Source organism: Rhodococcus sp. NPDC056506, from assembly GCF_042794945.1.
In the GTDB taxonomy this organism is placed as follows: Bacteria; Actinomycetota; Actinomycetes; order Mycobacteriales; family Mycobacteriaceae; genus Rhodococcus_F.
Genome location: NZ_JBHTSW010000009.1, coordinates 123,500 through 148,806, shown reverse-complemented (window position 1 = coordinate 148,806; position 25,307 = coordinate 123,500). Strand labels below are relative to the sequence as shown.

Here is a 25,307-nt window from a genome sequence, read left to right as displayed (position 1 = left end):
GTCCCTCGGCCCACCTCTATAGTAAAGGTAAGACAAAGCTAATCGGCGCATTCGGAATGTTTCGGCGTGGTGGTGCGGCTGTGTTGTGGTACGGCGGGTAAGCGTCAGAGTCGAGGTAGGAAGCGTTGATTCAACCAAGCATCCCAGAGAGGCCGCAGTGGAGTGTCGGTGAAACGTGAAGCAAGATCGGTGAATTGCTCGGTGCTGACCGTGCTGTGCCGATGCTTCGTGGTCCACTGACGGATCAGTTCGAAGAACTTCTCGTCTCCGAGGACGCCGCGCAGGGCGTGCAGAGTCAACGCGCCCCGCTTGTAGATTCGATCGTCGAACATGTGGGCAGGCCCAGGATTTCCGATGATCAAGAACTGAGGTTTGCGCCGGAGCCCTTGATAGGCGTTGGCGGCCAATTGGTCGGAGGACGGGCCGCCGGAATTCTCGGACCAGATCCACTCCGCATAACAGGCAAAGCCTTCGTGCAGCCAGATGTCGCACCATTGTCCGAGAGTGAGACTGTTGCCGAACCACTGGTGGGCAAGCTCGTGCGCGACAAGACGTTCGGAACCGCGCCTGCCGGTGCAGTGGTTGGCTCCGAAGATCGAGAGACCCTGCGCTTCGATGGGGATTTCGAGTTCGTCGTCGGTGACCACAGCCGTGTAGTCGGCAAAAGGGTACGGCCCGAACAGTTTTCCGAAGACTTCCAACATCTGGGGCTGACGACCGAAATCGATGTCGAACGCTGCGCGCAGTCGCGGGGGGTGAACGGCGAAGACCGGCACCGGACCGGCGCTCACCTGCCGGTGCTCGTACTGGCCGATCTGGATGGTGGCCAGATAGGTTGCCATCGGTTCGGTCTGCTCGTAGACCCACGTGGTCTGACTCGCGCGGGTCTGCTTGCGGATCAGCTTGCCGTTGGCGAGGGCGTAGAACGGCGAATCGGTGGTGATCGAAATGCGGTACGACGCTTTGGAAATCGGATGGTCGTCGCAGGGGAACCAGGATGCAGCGCCGTTGGGCTGACTTGCGACCAGTATTCCTTCGTCGAGTTCCTCCCAGCCGACCTCGCCCCACAGGCTTTTGATCGGCTCGGGATTGCCGTTGTACGCGATGGTGACCGACAGCGCACCGCCAGCGGGAATCTTGGTGGACGGTGTGACGACCAGCTTGTTGTTCTGGTGCGCGTACTTGGTGCCGCGCGCACCGTTGACGGACACCTTGGACACCTGCAAGTTCTGTGCGAGGTCGAAGCTGAACTTGGATCGGCTCTCGGTGGTGACTGCGGTGATGACGGCTTTGCCCGCGAGACGGTTACTGAAGACCTTGTACGTCAGTTCCAGTTCGTACCGAGACACGCGGTAACCGCGGTTGCCGTTGTGCGGCAGGTACGGATCGAGCGGCTCCTCGAGCATGCGGTTCGGCTTCACGAGGCCGCCCACGGTGCAATCGGGTTGCCCTGCCAGCGCGTGGAAGGCGGAACGGTGTCACCTCGCATCACCAGAGATGCAGGCCCGACTGTCGCTCCCGCGCCGATGCCGGCTGCGGGTAGCGCGACACAATGCGGTCCCAGTGTTGCTCCTGCTCCCAGAGTGACGGTATCCATGGACATGATCCGATCATGGAAGAGATGAGTTTGCACGACGCACCCCCGTTCGACCGTCGCCCCGTCGCCCAAAGTCACAAGATCTGCCTCAGGTAGCCAGTAGGACTCACACCAAACGCCCTTGCCGATTTTCGCCCCGAGCCCGCGCAGGAAGATGTTCAGTACGGCAGTACCAGTCGCCGCACGGGCGAACCACGGTGCCGCGACCGTCTCGACGAACGCGTCGGCCACTTCATTGCGCCAGACGAACGAACTCCACAACGGATGCTCGACCTTGGTGATGCGTCCCACGACGATCCACTTTGCCGCGATGGTGATCGCGCCTGCAACCGCGCCGGCGACGAGCAGGACTACGCCGCTCAGCAGCGCCGCGAACCAGTATCCGACTGCGACGACCATCGCTTCGAGTGCGAACAGAACACCGAGGCCGATGCCGAACGTCACCATGACCGGGATCAGACGGCAGGTTTCGACCACTCCACGGGCGATCTTGAGGCGCGTCGGCGGATTGAACGTACGGGCTGCGTCGGTGTCCCCGGCAGCCCTCCGCAGACGTACCGGTGGACTGCCGAGCCAAGATGATCCGGACTTCGCCTTGGACGGTGTAGCGGACAGGACGGCCACCAGACCGTTCTTCGGGACGCGTCGACCGGGTGCGGTCATGCCGGAGTTTCCGAGGAACGCACGCTTGCCGATCTTTGCCTGTTCGATGTGCATCCAGCCGCCGCCGAGGCCGTAGCTCGCGACCATGGTGTCGTCGGCGAGGAATGCACCGTCGGCGACCGTCGTGAACTTGGGAAGCAGGAGCACCGTGGATGCTTCGACGTTCTTGCCGATCTTGGCACCCAGGAGACGGAGCCAACCCGGCGTCAGCAGGCTGGCGTAGAGGGGGAAGAGGAAGGCCCTGGCGGAGTCGAGCAGTCGCTCGGTCGCCCACACCTGCCAGCCGACGCGGCTGCGGACCGGGTGGTAGCCGGGGGTCATCCCGATCGAGAGAAGACGAACGGCAACCAGCGTCACGAGAGCAAAGACGAGCAGGGACAAGACAGTCGCCAAAGGGAGAATGATCATCGACTGAAGTACTGCGTTCCCGAGAGTCTCGGTGTCCCGAACCCACCAACCGATCAAAGCGATCCCGGTCATCAGCGCAAAGATAGGCATGCCGGCCAGGAAGATCGAGGTGACGCCGTACACCGGAACCCAGCCAGGCGCGCGCTTGGGATGCTCGGACGGCCACGGGTGATTTGCTTTGCCGATCTTGACCGCCGGGGATCCGGCCCACTGCTGGTTCGCTTTGACGCGGCCGAACACCGCAGATCCGGGTTCGACGACGGCGTCGCGACCGATTCGTGCGCCGGGCAGAAGCGTCGAGCGTGAGCCGACGGAGGCGCCGTCACCGATCTTGATCTCGCCGATGTGAATGACGTCGCCGTCGATCCAATGACCGGAGAGGTCGACTTCGGGTTCGACGGAGCAGCCGTCACCGAGTTCGAGCATGCCGGTGATGGGGGGAAGTGTGTGGAGATCGACGCCGCTGCCGATGTCGGCACCGAGGGCGCGTGCGTAGTACAGCATCCACGGTGCACCCGAAAGATTGGCTGCGCCACTGGCTTCGGTGAGTCGCAGCGCTATCCACAGACGCAGATGCTCACTACCTCCTCGCGGATATGTGCCTGGTTCCAGCTTGCGGAGGAGCAGTCGCGCTCCGACGACGGCGATGGTCATGCGCCCGATCGGCGTGATGAACACGATGAACGCCAACAGGATCCACCACCACGAGACGGTGGGGGCCCAGCTCACGTCGACGAACCAGCCGAGGACGTTGTTCGCGATCGCCAGCCAGGTCACCCATTGCAGTCCGGTGAGCGTCGTGAGCGGAACGGTGACGGCGATCTGCGCCAGCTGCGTTTTCAACGGAGTCGGAGCGACGATGCGCGGCTCCACAGTTTCGGTGGGCGCCAATTCGTCGAGGTACTCGGCGAGCGATCCCAACCGTGGATGATCGTAGAGCTGTGCGACGGTCACTTCGGGGAACCGCTCGCGCAGGGCGGTCACCAGCTGAGCAGCGGAGAGGGATCCACCGCCCACTTCGAAGAAGTCGTCGTCGAGTCCGGTGATCTGCGCGCCCAGGATCGATCCCCACAGGCCGGCCACCCAGGCAGCGGTGCCGTCGAGTCCCAATGCGGCCCCGGCGTCCTCGCCGGCTCCGGGCAACGGCCACGGCAGGGCATTGCGGTCGACCTTGCCTGACGTGCGCGTCGGAAGTTCGTCCATCAACGCCAGACGCGGCACGAGGGCTGCCGGTAGTTGTTCGCTGAGCAAAGCGTGAGCGGCCTTGAGATCGAAGTCGGGGTCCGTGCTCGCGATGTATCCGACGAGGAGTTGATTGCCGGCCGCCGTTTTCTTCACGGCTGCGGCAGCGCCGCTGACACCCGGCAGGTTCTGCAGGGCATTGTCGACCTCACCGAGTTCGATCCGCCTGCCGCCGAGCTTGACCTGATCGTCTGCCCGGCCCTGGAACATCAGACCGGTGGTCTCGAGTCGGACCAGGTCGCCGCTGCGGTACGCGCGTTCCCACCCGAGCGAGGGCATCGACGCGTATTTCTCGGCGTCCTTCGCGGGATCGAGGTAGCGGGCCAGGCCGACGCCGCCGATCACAAGCTCGCCCACCTCACCGACCGCGACGGGATTGCTTTGGGCGTCGACGACGGCAAGGTCCCAGCCGTCGAGGGGGAGGCCGATACTGACGGGGCTCTTGCCGTCCATCAGCGCGCCGCAGGCCACGACGGTCGCCTCGGTGGGGCCGTACGTGTTCCAGACCTCACGGCCCTCGACGGCGAGGCGCTCGGCCAGTTCGGGTGGGCAGGCTTCGCCGCCGAAGATCAGGAGTCGAACGGCTTCGAGAGCTTCGGCCGGCCACAGAGACGCAAGCGTCGGCACGGTGGAGACGATGCTGACGTCTCGCGAGACCAGCCACGGGCCGAGGTCCATACCGCTGCGGACCAGCGAACGAGGTGCTGGGACGAGGCAGGCGCCGTGACGCCACGCAAGCCACATCTCCTCGCAGGACGCGTCGAATGCCACGGACAGTCCCGCGAGGACGCGGTCGCCCGGCCCGATGGGCTCGTCCTGGAGGAACATGCGCGCCTCGGCGTCGACGAACGCTGCGGCGTTGAGATGGGTGACCGCGACGCCCTTGGGGGTGCCGGTGGATCCGGAGGTGAAGATGATCCAGGCGTCGTCGTCGGGTTCGGGCTCGCGAACCGGTGGATGTTCGAGTCGCTTCGGCGCCGTCCCTGGCTGGATACCGTCGCCGGTGATGATCGCCGCTACCTGCGCCTCGCCGAAGACCAACTCGGCGCGCTCTTCCGGATCGTCGGCGTCGACGGGCACATAGGCTGCGCCCGCCGCGAGGATTGACAGGATCGCCACGTACAGCGACCGCGAACCAGACGGCATCCTGATTCCGACGCGGTCACCTGCGCCGACGCCGGCATCACCGAGCCAGCGCGCACCGAGTTCGATCTCGTCGAGCAACTCCGAGTACGACAGTGTGGTGTCGCCGTCGTCGATGGCAGGTGCTTCCGGGTTGGCCTCGGCTGAGGCCCGCACGATGTCGATGAGCGTGCGCGGCGCAGGTGCATGCGCCGACCGTAGGAATACGGACGGTATCTCGAAAGATTGTTCCGTCTCCGACTGCGACTGGAGTGGCAAACCCGTTGGTCCTGTTCTACTCACGAAACTTAGAGTCCTGCGAACTGTCGAGTTGAAAGTCTCATGACAAGTTTGCGAGTTGGTGAACAGATATGCCTAATGCAACATGCCGAACGTGCCGGTCAGTCCGTACTGGCAGCTTGGGCGTGGCCTTCCGCCGAGTCGGCGAACTCGGGTGTGTCGAACACCTCTCCGCCCAGCGGATCGACGACCTTCGAATCCTCGGAGAAGTCGACAGCGCCGGTATCCGGGTCGATGTTGACCGCATGGGCGGGAACCTCGTGCACCGCGACGAGCATGTGGGCGTCGGAGGGTTCCGTAGTGATCCCGCTTTGCGACGGGGTGAGCCCGGCGAAGGTGGACGAGATCTTCAGATCGCGGAGCCGTTTCTCGGTGGGTTGGGGAACGTCGGTCGACGCCGAGGTATTTGTCGAAACCCGCAGGTAGCGCGGTGCCGAAGCGACCTCGTACCGGAACGCCTTCAGCATCGACAGACATGCCAGCACCATGATGACCGAGAATGGCACGGCAGTGGCGATGGCAACGGTCTGCAGCGCCGTGAGCGATCCGCTGCCACCCACGATGAGGAGAACCGCGGCGGCGGCGCCGGAGAGGAACGTCCAGTAGACGCGGGTGATCTTGGAGGTCTCCAGGCTGCCACCCGTCGCGAGGATGTCGATGACGATCGAGCCGGAATCCGCGGACGTGACGAAGAAGAACACGATCACGACGATCGCGAGGACACTCGAAATCGTTCCGAGCGGAAGTCCGTCCAGAAGCGTGAACAGTGACGTGTTGGTGTCGACTGCGCCGGATGCGTCGAGCATCGTGCCCTCGTTGCGCTGACGCAGAATGCCGGAATTACCGAAGATCGTGAACCACAGCGACCCGACCAGCGTCGGGGCCAGCAGCACACCGAAGACGAATTCGCGGATGGTGCGGCCACGTGAGATGCGCGCGATGAACATGCCGACGAACGGTGCCCAGCTCATCCACCAACCCCAGTAGAAGATGGTCCAGGCGCCCTGCCAGCCGTCTTCGGCGAACGGGGACGTGCGCAGCATCAGTTCGGGCAAGGCCTGGACGTATCCGCCGAGGTTCTGCACCCACGACTGCATCAGGAACAGTGTCGGTCCCAGAATCAGGACGAACAGGGCCAGCGCTGCGGCGAGCATCATGTTGATGTTGGAGAGCCACTTGAGGCCCTTGGTGACGCCGGAGACGACCGAGAAGGTGGCCATACCCGTCACGATGACGATGATGGTGATGACCAACCAGTTGTCGGTCTCCACCCAGTCGAGGTAGTCGAGGCCGGCCGAGATCTGCTGGACACCGAAGCCCAGTGACGTCGCGACGCCGAACAACGTGCCGACGATGGCGACGACGTCGATGGCATGGCCGATCTTTCCCTCGATGCGAGCGCGTCCGAGCAGTGGCTCGAGCAGCCAACGGATCGACAGCGGGCGACCCTTGCGATAAGTCATGTATGCCAGACCCAGACCGACGACGACGTAGATCGCCCATGCATGCAGGCCCCAGTGGAACAGAGTCAGTTCCATCGCTTGATTGGCTGCGGCGTCCGTGGATCCCGCGATCTGCCCGGCGACGGGAGGGTTCACATAGTGTGAAAGGGGTTCTGCCACTCCGTAGAACACGAGGCCGATGCCCATCCCGGCGCTGAAGAGCATCGCGAACCACGAGAGCATGCCGAACTCGGGTTGCTCGTCGTCGCGCCCCAATCGGATGTTGCCGATGCGGCTGATTCCGCAGTACAGCGCAAAGATCACGAAACCGGTAGCAGAGAGGATGTACCACCAGCCGACGCCGTCGCTGATCACGTCGTTGAGCGTTTCGAATGCATCCGCAGCGGTTCCCGCATAGATCACGGCAAAGGCGATCAGGGCAAAGATTACTATCGACGCGGGAATGAACACGGGTTTCCGTAGTTCACGCCACGCAGTTTTGACCGCAGTCATTCCACTCCTCGAACGTTCAGGCATTCACAGCGCCCATTCGGGCGGCCACGTGTCACGCGTAGGTGGGCGTTCGCTCACACCATCGCAGGTCAAGACCGGGCTATTGCTTTGAAATTCAACGTAACGTCAAGTTTCGGTCAACTCAACTGGACGAAAGATGCTGCACTGTCGCGAAAAATACCGCTTACAGGCGCTTCTTCGGTTGTAAACCGTTGAACGATAGCGAGATTGGGCTCTTTCGGAATTCATGAGAGGCGAATTCGATTGGTACGGTGAGTTGAATCGGCCGGGTTGACTCTCATCGGTCGATCACTTTTGTCAAACTCGGCGAATCAGCCTGTCTGTCAGGCGGTTAACTCCTGGAGTGCTAGCTCGATCGCGGCAGTGTGTTTCCGATACCTAACTGTGATTGTGATGGTCGCAACTATTGGCCCTGCGGGCCCCGTTCTCCACGCTGGGCGTCGATCAAATCCATCGCGTCCTTCAGGCCCAAGCCCGGATGTTGTTCGCGTAGTGCTCTGATTGCCGGGATGCGGCCGTTAGTCGACGCGAGTGCGCTGCAGACGTCGTCGGCGGGTATCTCGGAGGGTGCAGTTGTCCCTTCCCCCGGCGCCGGCTGAGGATTGTTCCTGGTGCGCCAGGCTTCGACGGCGAAGTAAGCAGATCCGACCGTCGCGAAAAGCCAGATTGCGAGCCATGCCCAATTCCAGGCTGTGGGTTCTGTGATGACCTTGTCGACGGTGCTTGGGCCGAAGAAAACGAGAAGCCAGGCCAGCACGATCGTCTGCCACCATCGCTCGACGCGCCTGCTCGGATTCCACCATTCGGCCATCGATCGATACTCGCACAGTGCTGCTGTTCCGATGCGACCCTGCTGTTTCGATGCGACGATGGGGACCATGGAGATTCGTGATGCGGTGGAGCGAGCACGAGCGGAATCAGGGACCTCGACGATCTTCGGTGAACCTCACCAGACCAGCGACGGATCGACGATCATCACGGTTTCGCGTCTGCATCGGCGGTGGCGCGGCGACCCGATTCCGGTGCCAGTTGGAGTGTTCTCGATCCACGAGGGCGAGCCGTCGTGGTCACCGGCTGTCGATCACACCAGGGCGGCTTTGATGGGGGAGTTCATCGGGCTGGCTGCCGCGGTGATCGCAACTCTGGCCGTTCTACGTCGACCGCCCTGGCCCGATGTCAGGATTCAGAAGGGGTGACCCAGAATTACGCCGATCAACTGGAACGGCATTGCCAGGAACATCGATCCGACGTAGAGCGGATAGCGAATCGGATCGCCGGCGAGGTAACCCTCGGCGAGCCAGGCCATGACGTCTGCTGATCCCATAGTCGTTACTTCCCTTCGCTGTTGTGGTTCACCGACATCTTCGGTCGCGGGAGTTGTTTTGTTACAAGCGAACTCGAAGGAGGAATAGATGTGATGGCAGTTTCGAAGCAGCAAACGTCGTCAAGCGGGATCTTCGTTGGCGGCAGCCTCTACCAACTATGTCTGGATACTTAGCACCGTGTTGTAGTGAAATCTGTGCATTCTGCACATGTCGGGCCACTTCGGTGAGCCTTACAGTCGCTGCATGACAACGACACCTTCTTCTCTCTCAGGCAAGACCGTCGTACTGATCGGCGGCGGCACTGGCATCGGGCTGCGAGTGGCGCAGCTTGCCGTCGACGCAGGCGCGCAGGTGGTTCTCGGCGGCCGAACGGTATCCACACTCGAAGCAGCAGTCGCGCAGCTGGGTGAATCGGCGCACTGGTTCACCGTCGACACCTCCGACGACGACTCGGTGAAAGCGTTCTTCGCAAACATCCCCAGCGTCGACGCGCTCTTCACCACGGCCGCCGACTACCAGGTCGGCTCGTTCCGTGAGCAGAGCGTCGAGGAAGCGGCGTCGCCGTTCACATCCAAGTTCTGGGGACAGTACCGCGTAGTGCACGCTGCGCTCGACAAGCTGACACCCACCGCATCGGTGGTCCTCATGTCCGGCGCCGCCAGTGTGCGACCACCCGCGGCTGCCGCGGCATACGTTGCGGCCAATGCGGCAATCGAGGGGCTCGGGCGGGGGCTGGCGGTTGAACTGTCTCCCATTCGCGTCAACACCGTCGCTCCCGGAACCATCGACGGGCATCTCTGGGCTCAGCGCCCGGCAGAGGTTCGCGAGGCGGCGTTCACCTGGAGTGCCGAGAACAACGTGCTCGGGCGCGTCGGGAACGAAGACGAGATCGCGCAAGCGGTGTTCTATCTCTTCACCAACACGTACACAACGGGTTCCACGCTGTACCCCGACGGCGGGTACGCGTTGCGCTAGACGCTTGCCATGTGGCGACTGTGTGAAATGACGACTGTGCGAAATGCATTGTCGTAACACGAAGAAACGCCGATTCGCCCATAGGCGTGACCCCGGCCACATTCGTACCGTCTTCTCCGAGAACACTTCCCAACTATTCGAGGAGTCCGTCATGAACAAAGCATCAACAACCGCCGCAGGCGGCGAGGTGTCCGACGGTGACGACTACGCGCTCACCCGCGTTCCCGACGAAGCACGGTATTCGTGGTTCTCGGTGGCAGTACAGCGATTCGGTCAGGTATCGGCACTCGCACAGTTTTTGCTCGGTGCGACGCTCGGCTACGGTATGACGTTCTGGAATGCCTTCTGGGCATTGACAGTCGGGGCGGTGATTCTTGAGGTCGTCTGTATTTTCATCGGCATCATCGGGGTTCGTGAAGGGCTCAACACATCGGTGGTCGCACGCTGGTGTGGATTCGGGCACGCAGGTTCCGCGGTGATCGGCCTGGTGATCGGGGTCAGCCTGATCGGCTGGTTCGGCATTCAATCTGCTGTCTCTGCATCAGGTTTGCACGGAATCATGCCGTTTCTGCCGCAGTGGGCGTGGGCTCTGGCCTTCGGTCTCCTGATCACCGCGATAGTCCTTCGCGGGTTCGGATCCATGCAACTGATCGCCAACATCACCGTTCCGCTGTTCCTGATCCTGGTCGGTTGGGCCGTCATCTCCGAACTGCACAATCACTCGCTGTCCGATTTGATGACATCTGCTCCAGCCGGGCCGGAACTCAGCTTCCTCGCCGGAACCACCATCGTCGCAGGCGGTTTCATTGCCGGAGCTGTGATCACACCCGACATGACGCGTTTCAACCGCACGGCGGGCGATGTCGTGAAGCAGACGCTCGTCGGAATCACGTTGGGTGAATACGTGATCGGGCTGACCGGTGTTCTTCTTGCCCACGCCGTTCGCAGTTCCGACATCGCCACGATCATTCTCTCATCGGTCGGTTGGGTCGGCGTTCTCATCATCGTTCTCGGCACCTTCAAGATCAACGACTGGAACCTCTACAGTTCCGGCCTCGGCATCGTGAATTTCATCGACGTCGTGTTCGGTCGACGGATCAACCGCGCTATTGTCACAGCGGTTGTGGGCGTTACCGGTTCGATCCTTGCCGCTGCCGGAATCCTGAACTCGTTCACCGACTTCCTGATCCTGTTGGGCGTCGGATTCCCGCCGATCGCCGGGATCATGGTGGCGGAATACTTCATCGTCAAGACCTGGCGCAAGGATCTGGAGGAGAGCCGCGCCGCCGGTACCCTTCCGAGTTCGGCGCCCACCTGGGTACCGGCCACGTTGGTGATCTGGATCGTCTCGGCGCTGATCGGCCACTACAGCACCTTCGGACTGCCGTCGATCAACGCGGTGGCCTCGGCATTCGTTCTCTACGTCGTCGCGGGTCGACTCGGCCTGATTCGCGGAGTCGGACGCACCGCAACCGAAGCGCCGCAGGAACCTTCGGGCTCGTCCGCTCTCACTCACTAGAGACCATAAACTGTAGACAGGAGTTCACGATGCGAATCGGAATCGACGTCGGTGGTACAAACACCGACGCGGTCCTGATGGACGGGACCACCGTCATCGGGCATGTCAAACACTCGACCAGCAAAGACATCACCGGCGGAATCGGCGGAGCTCTGACGGCGCTGCAGCAGCAGTACTCGTTCTCTCCCAATGCTGTTCAAGCTGTGATGATCGGGACGACGCACTTTCTCAATGCTCTCATCGAGCAGCGCGGGCTTGCTCCCACTGCGGCTCTGCGATTGGGGCTTCCGGCGACTGCGGCTCTACCCCCGATGGTGGGGTGGCCACGAGACCTGGTCTCCGCCGTGCAGGGAAGGCATTACCTCGCTCACGGTGGGCACGAGTTCGACGGTCGTCGCATCTCGCCGTTGGATTCCGACGAGATCCGCCGCCACGCCGCCGACATGGCTCGTAGCGGTACACGTTCGGTCGCAATATCTTCGGTGTTCTCGCCAGTCAATCTCGAATGCGAAGCGGTTGCCGCGGAGATCGTGCGCGAGGAACTCGGACCGGACGTCGCAATTTCGCTCTCGCACGAGATCGGGCGAGTGGGTCTACTCCAGCGTGAGAACGCGACCATCATCAACGCAGCACTGCGGGAGCTTGCCGATCACATCGTCGACGGTCTTGCCAGTTCTTTGGTCGAGCACGGCATCGCCGCACCGCTGTATCTGAGCCAGAACGACGGAACCTTGATGGACATCGAGTACGCAAGGCGTTATCCGGTGGCGACTTTCGCGTCGGGACCGACCAACTCCATGCGAGGCGCCGCTGTTCTGTCCGGTCTGGCGAGCTGTGCGGTGATCGACATCGGAGGTACCACCACGGACGTCGGCGTACTGGCCAATGGCTTTCCGCGGGAAGCAACCACCGAGGTGACGGTCGCCGGAGTACGGACCAACTTCCGCATGCCGGATGTCTTCTCGATCGGTATCGGTGGTGGTTCGTTGGTGGATGCGGACGGGCTCACGGTGGGGCCGGAATCGGTGGGGTACGAATTGGGCTCACGAGCACTCGTCTTCGGAGGAGACACGTTGACCGCTACAGATATCGCGGTCGCTGCGGGTTTGGCCGACGTCGGCGACCACAGTGCGGTGGCACATCTCGACCGCGGGTTGGTGTCGACGGCTCTCGAACGGATCTCGAGGAGAGTCGCCGACGCCGTGGAGCAGATGCGGACCACGTCGGACCCGTTACCTGTGGTGGCGGTAGGCGGGGGATCGGTATTGCTGAAACGCGAACTTCCCGGCCTTGGCGCAGTGATTCGCCCTGAGCGTTTCGACGTTGCCAATGCCATCGGCGCCGCGATCGCGCAGGTCAGTGGTGAAGTCGACCGTGTCGAAGCGGTGCGAGACGGGCACCGGCAGGTCTTTGCCGACGACGCTCGCCAGGAGGCGATCGACCGGGCAGTCGCCGCAGGCGCACGGCCCGAGTCGGTGCAGATCGTGGAGTTCGACGAGGTCCCGATTCCGTATCTGCCGGGCAACGCAACACGTATTCGAGTGAAGGCAGTCGGGGATCTGGCACTGCACAGTGGTTTGGTCTCCACCGGTCAGGAGGGCTCACGATGAGTTGGACACTACGCACGGCGGACCTCGACGACCTTGCCAGGGGCGCTGCCTTGTTGGGCACCGGCGGCGGGGGAGATCCATTCGTCGGCAAGATGCTGGTCACGCAGGCGCTCGGTGAAGCCGGTGAAATCACTATTCTCGATCCGGAGGAACTCGACGACGACGCGTGGGTGATTCCCGTCGCTCAGATGGGTGCACCGACCGTTGTGGTCGAAAAGATGCCGCGCGGAACAGAACCCGAGCTGGCGCTGATCACGTTGGAGAAGCACACGGGTCGAACTGCAGATGCCACGATGCCGATGGAGTGCGGCGGGATCAATTCGATGATTCCGTTGCTGGTGGCCGCACGGCGCGGCCTGCCGGTTGTCGACGCCGACGGGATGGGACGAGCCTTTCCTCAGCTCGAGATGGAAACCTTCTCGGTGTACGGGATTTCGGCGAGTCCGCTCGCCATGGCGAACGAGCACGACGAGGTGGCGATCTTCGACACCGGCAGCGACAACAGCAGATTGGAAGGCCTCGCCCGCGGGGTGACGTCGAGGTTCGGTGGGATGGCGCACATCGCGCAGTACTCGATGACGGGTGCGGATGTGAAGCGCACGGCGATCCCACGGACTCTGTCGTTGGCCCTGGCCATCGGCCGGTCCATCAGACTTTCACGTGAGCAGCGGGTGGACCCGGTGCAGGCGCTGGTGGACAGTCTCGCCGACACGCTCTACGGATACGGGCGAGTTCTCTTTCACGGCAAGGTGATCGATGTCGACCGGCGAACCGACGAGGGGTTCGCTCGGGGTTCGGTGCGGATCGCCGGCGTCGGAGACGAAGAGCTGGAAGTTCAGTTCCAGAACGAGAATCTGATCGCCGTGCAATCCGGAGTGATGGTGGCGATCGTGCCAGACCTTATCTGCATCGTCGAGGCCGATACCGCTGAACCCATCACCACCGAGGGCTTGCGGTACGGGCAGCGCGTTGCGGTCATCGGGATCGCGACCCCACCCATCATGAGAACCCCGGAGGCACTCGCGGTGTTCGGTCCGGCAAGTTTCGGACTCGATCGCCCGTTCCTGCCGGTGGAGACACTCGAGCAACCTGTACTGGCAGAATAGCGAGCCGTGAGCAGGCTGCACGCGGTCCGGGAGGCCGACCTCGACGCGATCGCAGCGGGGGCGGTGGTCTTGGGCTGCGGCGGGGGCGGCGATCCACGCCTGTTCGTGGAACTGTTGCGTCCACTGATGGCGTCTACTTCGGTGGAGGTCATCGCGCCGGACCAGTTACCGGACGGGGCGTTGGTGATGCCGGTGGGAATAGTCGGATCGGCCCTGGCATTGGAGGAACAACTGCCCTCCGGACATGAGTTTGCGGACACCGCAGCAGCTTTGACGCGGTGGACCGGGAAAAGTCCGAGCGCAGTGATGACCTTCGAAGGCGGTGGACTCAACGCTCTCTCCGGCATTGCGGCGGCGTTGGCGTTGGGAATTCCAGTGGTCGACGCGGACCTGCTCGGTCGAGCGATGCCGCGGCTCGATCACTTCTCTCTCGCCGCAGCCGGGTTGGAATTGTGCCCGGTCACCCTCGCCCAGCCCGGCGGCCTCATTACCGTCGTCGACGGAGTAGATGTGCTGGGCGCCGAGGTAGCGGTGCGGTCGTTGATCGGGAGAACCAGCGGGTGGGGCGCTCTGGCGATCGCGTCGATCGATGCGCGGACTGTGCAGGAGGCGTGCGTTCCGGGAACTCTCTCCCGGGCACACGAACTCGGTCGGCACATCGGGACCCTCGGCAGTTGGCAGGAGATCGCCGAGGCAATCGGAGCACGGGAACGGGGGACAGGCCGAGTGCGTGCGGTGCGTCGTGGTCACCCGGACGCCGGCGATCGTCGGGGCAACGTGATTCTCGAACGCGGTTCTGCGGTGATTCGAGTCGAATTCGAAAGTGAGTTCCTGACCGTCGCGCTGGACGGCGAGATGATCTCGACGTGCCCCGACATCGTGACGTTGCTCGACGTCCGGACCGGCGCCTTCGTCTCGTGCGAATCCGTGCACCAGGGGCAGGACGTGGCCGTGTTGGTTCTGCCCTGCCCTCAGTGGTGGGCCGAAGATGTAAGCAGATTGAAAGTTGTCGGCCCGCGTGCATTCGGGATCGACCACGACGCAGTGCTGATGGAGGCACGATGAGCGCGAGTGTTTCGGCGTTGCTGAACAACCCGATTTTTGTCGGGCTGTATCGACTTGCCGGCAACGGTGATCCCGTCGTCACGACAGTGGGAGCACTCACCGGGGAATCGACACAGTCGGCCGAGGCCGTGTCGGGTGCGGCGAGTTCAGGATCAGTTCTGGTGATTCTCGATCGAATCGACATCGGAGAGTGGAGATTCGATGCTCTCCTTCGAAGAACGGTGGCGACCGGATGCCAGGTGGTCGCTGTGCACAGCACTGCGGCAGAGGATGCCAGTCTCACGTTGCTCGCCGATCGGCTCGGACTGGTGGTTCTCGGAGTATCTGACCCGTGGCAGTTCAGCGTGGATCTTCGTGATCTTCTCTCGAATTCGCGGGCGGTGGTGGCCGACGCGGTACTGCGGGCGACACACGCGGGCCAGCGGGCCGGTGGAAGCGTCGAGAATCTTCTGTCGGTGTTACTGAACACCTTTCAGCGTTCGTTCATTCTCCTGGACTCGTCCGGACGTCCGCTGACCGGTGCTGACCTATTGTCGGACGACGATCGAGCGGCCGCAGGTACGTTGTCGGGCCGCGGGGCGCCCACCACTGTCGAATTGGACTCCGGCGGGGTTCTGATCGCGTGCCCGGTGATGTCCGGCGCAGCCCGAGAGCCCTGGCTGGCCGTCCTGCTCCCGGTGCGTCAGAGCGTCGAAGAGGCTTCTCTCTCAGTCGTTCTCGATGTGGCCTCGTTGGCTGTCGGTCACCGGCTGGCCGTTGCGCGCATGGTCGACGAGCGTGAAGCGCGTCGGCGTAGCGCGTTGCTGGGTGAACTCGTCGACACGTCCGCAGACGCCACGCCCGGACTGCTCAGGCGCGCACTCGACGCCGGTTGGGCGCTGGACGGCTGGCACATCGGCATCAAAGTCCTGGCCATCGGCGAGGTCGACCTGGTGGCCAGGCGCACTGAGGTTGCAGACGCCCTCGCAGCGGAGGGAATCGACGCCAACGTTGTGGAACAGGCTGACGGCTGGGCAGCGTGGACGACTCTGCCGGGTGAGCCGCGACCGGAGGCGATCACCAGGATCGCCGAACGTATTCGCGCAGCTCAAGCGCGGTTGGAGCCCACAATGGAGACGTGGGTGGGAGTGGGACGCGCGCACGATGGCCCTGCCGGTATCGGAGCGTCTCTGTCGGAGGCGGGGGATGCCGCTCGTCTCGCCGGTTCCCGGTCGCACACCGGCCGGTTCCTGCACGTGGACCGCCTCGGGCTGGCGCAGTTGCTGCTGGCGTGGACGCGAACCGACACGTTTCAGCCCGCCGCCGCGGCACTGCTCGCGCCGCTACGAGATTCGAGTGGAGAGTTGCTCGAGACTCTCTCGACGTACCTCGACGAAGAATCGTCTCTGGCTCACACCGCAACTCGAATGGGCTTGCACCGCAACACCGTATCGAGTCGGATCGATCGAATTCAGCGCCTTCTCTCGGTGGATCTGGCCGATCCGGAAACCAGGCTTGCACTCCACCTCGCCTGCCGGACGATTACGCCGTGACGACGGGCTTCGCAGCTTCGTCTTGACAAGCACGGGACGTTCCTGCCATCCTCGTTGCCAGGTCACGAGTACCAGTGTTCAGCCCCGGCTTGCTGGTCGGCAACCCTCCTCCGCGGTGGGGTGCTCCGGGTGACGACCCGGCTGCGTTCGAAAACGAATGCGGCAAGCGCGGACTCTTCCGGGGCCATCTCCCGACGAACGAGTCCTTGAACGTGAGGATTGTCTTCGATGACTGCTGTATTGAGTGCCGACACCTGCTGCACCGCTCCGATCGCCAAGGTTTCGGGTGCTGACCTGCAGGTTCCGCTGGTTCAGGGCGGCGAATGCTCCTACGCCAACTTCGACTACGCCGCGAGTGCACCGGCATTGGCCCAGGTCACCGACCGTATCGCCGAGTTGTTGCCCACGTACGCCAGCGTCCACCGCGGTGCCGGCTACGCGTCCCGGATCTCCACCCTCACCTACGAGAACGCTCGTGAATCCGTTGCTCGTTTCGTGAACTGTGCCGACGATCAGGTTGTCGTCTTCACCCGAAACACCACCGATTCGCTGAACCTGCTAGCCCAGTGTGTCCCCGGCAGCACCGTTGTCCTCGACGTCGAGCATCACGCAAACCTGTTGCCGTGGAACGACGCTCGTATCGTCACCGCCGCAGACACCATCGAAGAGACCATCGAGCGTCTGATCGGTGAACTGTGCACCAAGCCTGCCGCACTGCTCGCAATCACCGGCGCCTCCAATGTGACCGGTGAGATCCTGCCGATTGCACGCTTGGCTGACATCGCTCACCGTTGCGGCGCACGTATCCTCGTCGACGCTGCTCAGTTGGCTCCCCACCGTCGCATCGACCTGCAGGAATGCGGCGTCGACTACGTAGCGTTCTCGGGCCACAAGCTGTACGCGCCCTTCGGCGCCGGCGTTCTCGTCGGCCGCCGTGACTGGCTCGACGAAGCTCAGCCGTACCTCGCCGGCGGCGGCGCCGTCCGTGAGGTGACCATCGAGTCCACCGAGTGGGCTTGCGCGCCCGCACGCCACGAGGCGGGTTCCCCCAACGTGCTCGGTGCGGCAGCCATCGCGACCGCCTGCGAAACCCTGCACGCCCTGGACTTCGACGTCATCGCCGAGCACGAGAAGGCACTCACCGCCCAGCTCACCGACGGCTTGTCTGCCATCGAGGGAGTCTCGTTGGTGCGGCTGTGGAACGACGCACCCGACGCCGTCGGAATCGTCACTTTCACCGTCGACGGATTCGAAGCGGGCGAGATCGCCGCATTCCTGTCTGCAGAACACGGCATCGGAGTTCGCGACGGACGCTTCTGCGCACATCCGGTGCTCGCACGCCTCGGCCTCTCCGGCGGCGCAGTTCGCGCCAGCCTCGGCCTCGGTAGCAGCTCGGACGACGTGACCCGATTGGTCGACGCCGTGAACATCCTGGTTTCGGATCAGCGTGATTGGAACTACGCGAAGACTGCCGGTGCGTGGAACCCCGTGCCCGAGACCCGCCCCTTCCTCGGAGCTGCAGACGACAATGCCGGCGCAGCCGAGTGCGTCTGAGCTGAGCTCGGTCCCCGAAAACTCGAACGGACAACTAGCATGGCAGCCATGGCACCAGCGGATTTTCCCGCCACCCCTTCGAGAGTGAGTATCACTCTCGGTCAGTGGTGCCGTCGCCATGTAGATCTGTGCCGCACCTCGTCAGGAATGTGTTCGAGCTGACGATTCGTCTCGCTCATCCCACACTTTTCTGATTTTCGGAGGTCTCACATGTCTTCACTCGCTTCGCATTCTCTGCACGTAGCGGTCGAGTTGACCGGATCCGGTCACCATCCGGCCGCTGAGGGCGCACCCGGCAACCTGCCCATCATCGGCGGCGACTACTGGGTGGACCTCACCGAGGGCGAAAAGGCTCTCGATTTAGCTTCATTCCCTACCAATGTGGTTCGGATTCGCGCTGCGGATCTGCGTGAGGCACAGCTCGAACGTGCACGGATACGCGCTGCCGTCGCCGAAGAAGGACGCGATCCCGACGGCGTCGCAGTGCTGGTCGATCTCGAGATTCTGATCGCGCCGGAGGCTCGCTCCGCTCGGAAAGAGCTTGCACAGTTGGACAGCGCGTTGACCTCGCCGCGGGTTCCCGTTTCGCTTCACTACGTCGGAACGCCTTCCGGTCTCGGCAGTTTGATCGCCGATATCCGAGCTGCCGATGTCGCCGACGGCGTTACGTTGTTGCCTCTCGCATTGCCCCGCACTCTCGAGCACCTGGTGGACAGCACCATTCCGTGGCTCCAGGATCGCGGCTTGGTGACACCGTCCACCGCAGTCGACGAGGTTCTCGGTCGTTTCGGACTGCCGCCCCGTCAGCGCACGCTCGCATCCTGATCGCCGCCGATTGCATCTGCGTACAGGTGGAACAGCGACGGTAGTTTGTCGACGCCGTCCACCTGTGCCAGCAGCGTCCAGCACTGTGCCGTGACGGAGCGCGCCCGCTTGCCGATCCAGTTGGTGGGCAGTAATTCCGGTGGCAGTAGCGAATCCGGTTCCATGGCTCGCGTGAACTCCGCCGCGAGCTCGATGGTCATCGTGACAGCATCGGTGCCCGGAGTGTTCTGCAGTTTGTGCAGGCGTGCGGTCGCTACGTCGAGCAGCCGTTCGTATCCGTCAGCGATCTCGTCCAATGGCCACAACTGCGCGGCAATCTTCACGGGGTCTTCGAGCATGCCCACTTTCAGATCTCGAGTGGTGAGAGAAGACAGGTGCTGTTCGACGTCGAGTTCGGCGGCCGCATCGAGAACGTACGGTTCCCAGGCGTGCGGCGAGACGTACAGACCGCCTTGGACGAGCGCGCCACCGAGGTAAACGACCCTGGTGCGCAGCGCATCTCGCGCTTTCCGTGACGACTCCGGAATTGCGAATCCAACCAGGTGCCAGCACCCGTCCCACGGCGTCGTGGTGCCGCGATCTTGTTGACAGGCCAGCCGAACGAATTCGACGTCGGGTTCCATCTCCCGCAAGGCTTTCGGCGTTGCTCGTAGCGTGGCCTGCCGCCCGCGACCTTCCTGAGTGAACTTTCCCTCGGTGACCAACCGCTTGATGCACAGCCGAACCTGTTGATCTGTTTTGCCGAGGGCGTCGGCGGTGGCATAGAGGGTGTGCCCGTCGACAGTTCCGTCAGTGCGCAGTAGCCCCTCGATCAAAATCCTCGTGGGTACATCGACGTCTCTGTCGGTCATCGCCCTGCCCTTTCCTCGCGTCTCGACATCTTCGCCCATAACTGTACTATCGAAGTCAAAACGATCGTTTTCACTTCGTACGTTAGGGCGAGAAGATGGCAGTGCAATCGGAGAGTGAGAGGAAGAGTAACCCTCGTTTGCGCAGGTGGGTGGCTATTTCCCTGGCGGTGGTCGTTGTCCTGATCGTTGGACTTGTGGGCTGGACGCTGTACCAGAACAGCTACGACATCCGCGAGGAAAAAGTGACGATCACTGGGGGATCGGTGCCGCTCCAGGGAGTCCTTGCACTGCCCGAGCATGGTGACGGCCCTTTCGGGCTCGTGGTTTTCGTCCACGGCGACGGGCCGGTCGATGCAACACACGACACTTTCTATCGGCCGCTCTGGGAGGCATTCGCAAAGGCCGGGTACGCGTCACTCTCCTGGGACAAGCCTGGGGTGAACGGGGCGCCGGGCAATTGGCTCGACCAGAGCATGGACGATCGGGCGGCGGAAACGGAAGCGGCAATCGAGTGGGCGCGGGGGCGTTCGGATATCGATCGCTCTCGGATCGGTCTGTGGGGTGCCAGCCAGGCGGGGTGGGTGATGCCCAAGGTGGTGAACCTCGACCCGGACGTCGCATTCGTCATTGCCGTGGGCCCGGCGATCAACTGGCTCCAACAAGGTGAATTCAATACCCGTGCAGAGCTTTCCGAGAGGAATGCGCCGGCCGAAGAGTTCGAGAAAGCGCGGGTCGACCGCGCGAAGAACTTGGATCAGTTGGCACGTGATGCATCGTTTGATGATCTGGTGGCCTCCGGCGAGGCCGACGGTCTCACCGAAGACCGGTGGAACTTCATCCGAAAGAACTACCTCTCGGATGCGCGAGCCGATCTCGAAACCGTGAAGGTTCCGGTGCTCTTGATTGTCGGCGGACAAGACGTCAACGTCGACGTGGCAGACACCGAAAGGGTGTATCGCGAATTGCTCGACACTCCAGGGCAATTGGTGGTCAAGAAGTACCCCGACGCTACGCATTCGATCGTGGACAAGGATCTCGAAGACTCGGAAGTGAGGTCCGCTCTGGTGGCTGTCCTTGCTCCCCGTTCGATCTTCACCCCCGGGTATCTAGCAGAACAGACTGCATTCTTGGAGGGAATTCATGGCTGACGGCATCACAGTCGTTGCTCTGGGCGGTGCCGGCGCCATGGGATCGGCCGCAGTCCGTGTGGCTGCCACCTTGCCGGGGATCGGCAAGGTGGTAGTCGCTGATCGTGATATCGATGCTGCGAAGCGACTTTCAGTGGATCTGGCTCGAACATCTGCGGAAGTAGAGGCTCGGAGTATCGACGTCACGGACAGTCGCTCGCTACGTGAATTGCTGGACGACGCAGACGTCGTCGTCAATACGGTCGGCCCGTTCTTCCGTTTCGGCGTCGATATTCTCCAGGCAGCGATCGAGACCGGGACTCACTATCTCGACATCTGCGACGACTGGGAGCCGGCCGTCGACATGCTGGAATTGGACGGTGCTGCCAGGGAAGCCGGAATCTGTGCGGTAGTCGGCATGGGCGCAAGTCCCGGGATGAGTAACCTCCTGGCAGCGATGGCAGTCTCGCGATTGGGCGTGGTCGACGATCTGTACACAGCCTGGCCGGTTGATGTCGACGGCGAGGACGAGTCGGTGGATGCCGTCAGTGCCGCTGCCGTTCACTGGATGCAGCAGATCAGCGGCAAGGTTCCGGTGGTTCGTGCGGGTCGAATCGCCTACGAAGAACCGTTACGTTCCATCGCACTGCAACTGCCCGGCGGACGCCGCGGAAACGCCTACGTGGTCGGGCATCCTGAGCCGGTGATGTTTCATCGGACCTTCAGTCCCTCAGGCCATTCGGCTGATCTCATGGTGATCACACCGGAAACTGTGGCGTTTCTCGACGTCCTCCGTGCGGATATCGACAGGGGGATAATCGATCTCGACGCGGCCGCTGAAGAATTGGGCAAGCCCTCGCTCCGGCGGATGATCCGCGCTGCACCTCGAATGCTCACGCGTGCCGACCACGGATCCCTGCCGTTGTTCTTCGCCTCGGCGACAGGAACGTTCGACGGAAGAGCGATGCGCGTCGTGGCCCGGATTGCAGACGATTCACCGGTGTCGGAGTTGCTGTCGGACATGGCCCGTGCGACTGGAATCCCTTTGGCGCTGGGCCTTGCTCAGGTTGTATCCCGGCTGGCCGACGGAACGATTTCGGATCGGGTCGGTGTGCACTCACCTGAGAGTGTCATCGATCCGGAAGTTCTGTTCACAGCGCTGGCGCGATTGTTCGATCGAACCGATTGGAGGGAGATCGTTACCGTCGAATCCGAGTTCCGCTAGTCAGTTCGCGGCGTGCGATCCGATGCGACTGCGGATTTCGGCGTCGACTCGGTCTGCGTCTTTGGGGCTGAACGAGGGTGCTCCACGGCCGGTGAGGGTGAGTACCACCGCAGTCTCCTTCCACGGACGTGAAAGATCCAGGCTGTACCACGAGCTGAAATCTGTTGTTCCCCAGATTCGTAGGCGTCCGCTCAGCCACGACATGACTCCGAGGTCGACGGATTCGATCTGCGAGTACGGGACGAACTTGCTGACAAACGGGAAGTAGTAGTGGCGGATCGTCACGCCCTGATTGTCGATCCGGACGGTTCGGTCCTCGTAGATTGTCGATGTTCCTGCACTCACAGTGATAACCCGGTTCCTGCTGGTCGATGCTCTCGGTGGCTGCCTGAAAACCAACCATACAGTCTCTATTGGGAAAGGCTGCGAGCGCGGGCGTCAAGCGCTGGTGGGCCTTGAGACGACGAGATCGCTCACTGCGATCTGGGCATTGCCGATTGCCGTCTGAACTGGTTCACAACTGCTCGATGCTCGGGCGAGCGCAAGAACTGCGGTGAGCAGGGCAGCGTCGGGTTGTCCTTCGAACGGTCCGCTCTCGACATCGAACTTTCCGGCCCGCAACTGCTTTCGGGCGTTGATTCCCAGTTGTGAAATGACCTCGTCCATCGCGGTCAGGCATTGGGCGAGCGCTCCGATCGACCAGTAGAGATCGGCTGCAACGACGGGTGTCCCCGACGCTACGGTGCCGGCGCGGCGTAATCGATTGTGGGTGTCGAGCAGTATCTCGGGCAGTCCGTGGTCTGCGCAGTGTTCCATCCCGCCGCCTCCGTAAGGTGTAAAGTTAGGTTATTCAATTACGGTAAGGCAGGGAGGTAAGGGATGCAAGTAGTTTTAGACGATTACGTATCCGGTGCGTCGTTTGCGACGGACCTGGTCAACACCTCACCCCGCGTGTGGGTGGAGGCCGGTGACGCGTTGCCAGACGCCCAGACGCTTCACGATCTACTGGATGAACACGGACTCTCGCCGGACGCGCTCCGCAACGGGCATCGGCTTACCAGCGGTGAACTTGCCGACGTCAAGGAACTCAGAGAGGGGATTCGTTCGATTCTCGATGCTCCGACTTCTGATGAGCTCGTTGATCGCACTCATCGACTCCTGCAGACCGTCCCACATCATGTTCGGCTCACGCCGGATTCCCAGAACGACTACCGGTGGAATGCAGTACCGGACAGCAAAATCGATCTCGCGGGTGAACTCATGTTGTTGATCGGTTACTCGCTACTGGGGACTCTGCGCACATTGGGGTACGAACGATTCCGCCCATGTGCATCGCCGACATGCAACGGGGTGTTTGTCGATACAAGCCGGGGAGGGCGACGCCGCTACTGCATGCCGGCGTTGTGCGGCAACCGAATCAACGTCGCGAATCACCGTCAACGGCAGCGTGATACATAGTCGCTGTGCTTGCCCGGTCGATAGTGACAATCGAACAGAGTACGGCCGAGTGTATGGGTCACTTCAACGAGATCCAGACCACGTCAGTCCCGCACCATTGTCGCCATGGCAACTTCTAGTAGATGGCGGCTCGTATGAAAGCTCGTTCTATCTCCGCGACAGCAGTTATCAGTGTTGGCGTGTTCACCCTGGCTGGGTGTGGCGGTGCGTCCAGCACCGAAGGTTCGGTCGGTGAGTATGCAAAGGACGGCAGTTTCACGACTGTCATCAACGCCGATCCCGGAAATCTGCACCCTCTGATCACCAACCTTACGTCGACGCAGATCGTGAACGCGTACTCGTACGATTCGTTGATCGACGTCGATGCGCAAACACGCACTGTGCGTCCGTACCTGGCGGAGAGCTGGACGGAAGAAGGAAACACGCTGAAGTTCGTGCTCAAGAAGGGCATCACCTGTGCCGACGGCACTTCCTTCACGGCGCAAACCGCGGCCGATGACATCAATTGGGTCATGGATCCTGAAAATGCTTCACCGCTACGCGGATCCACTGTGCCGATGTCGACTTCGGCCTCAGCGGACGGTGACGAACTGACGGTAACCACCGCCGAACCCGCGCCCTTCCTGCTCTCTCGAATCGGCGCGCTGCGGCTTCCGTGTGCGGCGACGCTCGAAGATCCGGCCAGCATCCGTTCGAGTAGCAACGGCACGGGTCTGTTCAAGGTCACCGAGGTTGTTCCCAACGATCACATCACGATGGAACGCCGCGACGGATACACCTGGAGCCCGAACGGGGAGACCACGTCTGACACTCTCGGGGTGCCGAAGACCGTGACGATCAAGATTGTCACCGATCCGAGCACGACGGCGAATCTTGTTCTCACCGGCGGGGTCAATGCCGCAGCGGTGACCGGTTCGGACGAGGAGCGAGTGCTGGCAGCTGGTCTTGATTCGAAGACGTACACCACGTTGTCCGGTGAGTTCATCTTCAATCATTTCGCGTCTCTGCCCACGGCGGACCGCGCTGTGCGACAGGCTCTTGTGCAAGCCGTCGATCTGGACGACTACACCGAGATCACCACCGGAGGTAAGGGAACCCGCGCACGCGCACTCGCGGTGTCGGAACCCCTCGCCTGCGATTACAACAGTGTCGAAGGAACGATTCCCGAGTTCGACGTCGACGCAGCCAAGAAGACCTTGTCCGACGCCGGCTGGAAGGCGGGTCCCGACGGCGTCCTGACAAAGGACGGTCGACCGCTTACCCTCAACGTGATTTTCAACAATGCCCGCGATACGAACTCTGCCGCCGCGGAATACGTAGCGACACAATGGGAAGGACTGGGGGCCAAGGTCAAACTGACCGGCGGCGACTACAGCTTCGTCATTGCCAACACGTTCAGCACCACTGACCTCTCGTCGTGGGACGTCTCCATCGGTTTGACGCTGGGCAGTGACACACCCAGTATCTTTGCCAAGTATTTCACCGGTCCGCCGAAGCCCGAAGGAGTGAACTTCGCTTCGCTCGACAACAAGAAGTACATCGAATTGTCTACTCAGGCTTCGCTTCTTCCGGGCGATGAGTCCTGCAAGGTGTGGGAGGAAAGTGAGCGGGCATTGTTCAACGACATCGACCTGCTTCCGGTGTCGACGACTCCCGCACACATGTTCTTCAACGGCGCGACGTCGATCTACCCGCCGTCGAGCGGAATCCTTCCGGGCTCGGCGATACGGGTCCTGAAGTAGATCGGGCCTGATATATGGGCACCGACCGATCTCGTCAGTTGGTGCCCATATCCGCTGTCCGAACGGGATCGCCACGTGCGTCGAA

21 protein-coding genes and 1 riboswitch are annotated in these 25,307 nt (G+C 62.3%); of the genes, 13 read left to right on the top strand and 8 right to left on the bottom strand.

The window, feature by feature from the left end; all coding sequences use genetic code 11:
* Positions 1-104: 104 nt before the first annotated feature.
* From ACFQ6H_RS11320 to ACFQ6H_RS11305, 4 genes are all read right to left on the bottom strand, one after another.
* Complete coding sequence (locus ACFQ6H_RS11320) at positions 105-1,406, bottom strand: M1 family metallopeptidase (RefSeq protein WP_378546670.1); 1,302 nt, start codon at positions 1,404-1,406, stop codon at positions 105-107.
* An 11-nt stretch (positions 1,407-1,417) separates the two neighbouring features.
* On the bottom strand, positions 1,418-5,311 hold the full coding sequence (locus tag ACFQ6H_RS11315) for a Pls/PosA family non-ribosomal peptide synthetase (RefSeq protein ID WP_378646138.1): 3,894 nt from the start codon (positions 5,309-5,311) through the stop codon (positions 1,418-1,420).
* A gap of 122 nt (positions 5,312-5,433) precedes the next feature.
* Complete coding sequence (locus ACFQ6H_RS11310) at positions 5,434-7,287, bottom strand: BCCT family transporter (protein ID WP_378646116.1); 1,854 nt, start codon at positions 7,285-7,287, stop codon at positions 5,434-5,436.
* 424 nt (positions 7,288-7,711) lie between these two features.
* Positions 7,712-8,119 carry a hypothetical protein gene (locus ACFQ6H_RS11305; RefSeq protein ID WP_378646114.1) on the bottom strand — a complete coding sequence of 136 codons (408 nt, stop codon included), beginning with the start codon at positions 8,117-8,119 and terminating at the stop codon, positions 7,712-7,714.
* 58 nt (positions 8,120-8,177) lie between these two features.
* Here ACFQ6H_RS11305 and ACFQ6H_RS11300 point away from each other — a divergent pair, with 58 nt between their 5' ends.
* The gene (locus ACFQ6H_RS11300) at positions 8,178-8,504 is read left to right on the top strand and encodes a hypothetical protein (protein ID WP_378546033.1); all 327 of its coding nucleotides are present in this window, start codon (positions 8,178-8,180) and stop codon (positions 8,502-8,504) included.
* On the opposite strand, the gene ACFQ6H_RS11295 is transcribed toward ACFQ6H_RS11300, so the two are convergent.
* Complete coding sequence (locus ACFQ6H_RS11295; RefSeq protein ID WP_003941170.1) at positions 8,492-8,632, bottom strand: hypothetical protein; 141 nt, start codon at positions 8,630-8,632, stop codon at positions 8,492-8,494. The two genes, ACFQ6H_RS11300 and ACFQ6H_RS11295, sit on opposite strands and share 13 nt — an antisense overlap.
* 244 nt (positions 8,633-8,876) lie before the next feature.
* Between ACFQ6H_RS11295 and ACFQ6H_RS11290 the strand changes: the two genes are divergently transcribed.
* From ACFQ6H_RS11290 to ACFQ6H_RS11255, 8 genes are all read left to right on the top strand, one after another.
* Positions 8,877-9,608, top strand: a complete 732-nt coding sequence (locus tag ACFQ6H_RS11290; protein ID WP_378546036.1) for an SDR family oxidoreductase — start codon at positions 8,877-8,879, stop codon at positions 9,606-9,608.
* A 151-nt stretch (positions 9,609-9,759) separates the two neighbouring features.
* Entirely contained in the window at positions 9,760-11,127 is a 1,368-nt protein-coding gene (locus ACFQ6H_RS11285; RefSeq protein ID WP_378546039.1) for a purine-cytosine permease family protein, read from the top strand.
* Positions 11,128-11,156: 29 nt separating this feature from the next.
* Positions 11,157-12,737 carry a hydantoinase/oxoprolinase N-terminal domain-containing protein gene (locus ACFQ6H_RS11280; protein ID WP_378646112.1) on the top strand — a complete coding sequence of 527 codons (1,581 nt, stop codon included), beginning with the start codon at positions 11,157-11,159 and terminating at the stop codon, positions 12,735-12,737.
* Positions 12,734-13,843 (top strand): DUF917 domain-containing protein, encoded by a 1,110-nt coding sequence (locus ACFQ6H_RS11275; protein WP_378646110.1) that lies wholly within the window; start codon positions 12,734-12,736, stop codon positions 13,841-13,843. The genes ACFQ6H_RS11280 and ACFQ6H_RS11275 overlap by 4 nt, the downstream gene beginning before the upstream one ends.
* 6 nt (positions 13,844-13,849) lie before the next feature.
* The gene (locus ACFQ6H_RS11270) at positions 13,850-14,908 is read left to right on the top strand and encodes a DUF917 domain-containing protein (protein WP_378646108.1); all 1,059 of its coding nucleotides are present in this window, start codon (positions 13,850-13,852) and stop codon (positions 14,906-14,908) included.
* Entirely contained in the window at positions 14,905-16,440 is a 1,536-nt protein-coding gene (locus ACFQ6H_RS11265; RefSeq protein WP_378646106.1) for a PucR family transcriptional regulator, read from the top strand. The genes ACFQ6H_RS11270 and ACFQ6H_RS11265 overlap by 4 nt, the downstream gene beginning before the upstream one ends.
* A gap of 60 nt (positions 16,441-16,500) precedes the next feature.
* A riboswitch (SAM riboswitch) is annotated at positions 16,501-16,615 on the top strand.
* A 53-nt stretch (positions 16,616-16,668) separates the two neighbouring features.
* Complete coding sequence (locus ACFQ6H_RS11260; protein ID WP_378646104.1) at positions 16,669-17,994, top strand: aminotransferase class V-fold PLP-dependent enzyme; 1,326 nt, start codon at positions 16,669-16,671, stop codon at positions 17,992-17,994.
* Positions 17,995-18,204: 210 nt separating this feature from the next.
* Entirely contained in the window at positions 18,205-18,819 is a 615-nt protein-coding gene (locus tag ACFQ6H_RS11255; RefSeq protein WP_378646102.1) for a hypothetical protein, read from the top strand.
* Here ACFQ6H_RS11255 and ACFQ6H_RS11250 read toward each other — a convergent pair.
* Positions 18,798-19,709, bottom strand: a complete 912-nt coding sequence (locus tag ACFQ6H_RS11250; RefSeq protein ID WP_378646100.1) for a PaaX family transcriptional regulator C-terminal domain-containing protein — start codon at positions 19,707-19,709, stop codon at positions 18,798-18,800. The genes ACFQ6H_RS11255 and ACFQ6H_RS11250 overlap by 22 nt on opposite strands.
* Before the next feature lie 110 nt (positions 19,710-19,819).
* Here ACFQ6H_RS11250 and ACFQ6H_RS11245 point away from each other — a divergent pair, with 110 nt between their 5' ends.
* Both ACFQ6H_RS11245 and ACFQ6H_RS11240 read left to right on the top strand, forming a co-directional pair.
* Positions 19,820-20,818 carry an alpha/beta hydrolase family protein gene (locus ACFQ6H_RS11245; protein ID WP_378646098.1) on the top strand — a complete coding sequence of 333 codons (999 nt, stop codon included), beginning with the start codon at positions 19,820-19,822 and terminating at the stop codon, positions 20,816-20,818.
* Positions 20,811-22,022: a saccharopine dehydrogenase family protein gene (locus ACFQ6H_RS11240; protein ID WP_378646096.1), complete on the top strand. Its 1,212-nt coding sequence runs from the start codon at positions 20,811-20,813 to the stop codon at positions 22,020-22,022. The genes ACFQ6H_RS11245 and ACFQ6H_RS11240 overlap by 8 nt, the downstream gene beginning before the upstream one ends.
* Here ACFQ6H_RS11240 and ACFQ6H_RS11235 read toward each other — a convergent pair whose 3' ends face one another.
* Complete coding sequence (locus tag ACFQ6H_RS11235) at positions 22,023-22,367, bottom strand: hypothetical protein (RefSeq protein WP_378546066.1); 345 nt, start codon at positions 22,365-22,367, stop codon at positions 22,023-22,025. It abuts the gene before it with no gap.
* A 93-nt stretch (positions 22,368-22,460) separates the two neighbouring features.
* Positions 22,461-22,838, bottom strand: a complete 378-nt coding sequence (locus ACFQ6H_RS11230; protein WP_050655926.1) for a hypothetical protein — start codon at positions 22,836-22,838, stop codon at positions 22,461-22,463.
* A gap of 63 nt (positions 22,839-22,901) precedes the next feature.
* Here ACFQ6H_RS11230 and ACFQ6H_RS11225 point away from each other — a divergent pair, with 63 nt between their 5' ends.
* Together ACFQ6H_RS11225 and ACFQ6H_RS11220 are read left to right on the top strand one after the other, a co-directional pair.
* Entirely contained in the window at positions 22,902-23,480 is a 579-nt protein-coding gene (locus ACFQ6H_RS11225) for a CGNR zinc finger domain-containing protein (RefSeq protein WP_378646094.1), read from the top strand.
* A gap of 134 nt (positions 23,481-23,614) precedes the next feature.
* A complete protein-coding gene (locus ACFQ6H_RS11220; RefSeq protein ID WP_378646092.1) occupies positions 23,615-25,222 on the top strand; it encodes an ABC transporter substrate-binding protein in 1,608 nt (535 codons plus the stop codon).
* Positions 25,223-25,307 lie beyond the last annotated feature (85 nt).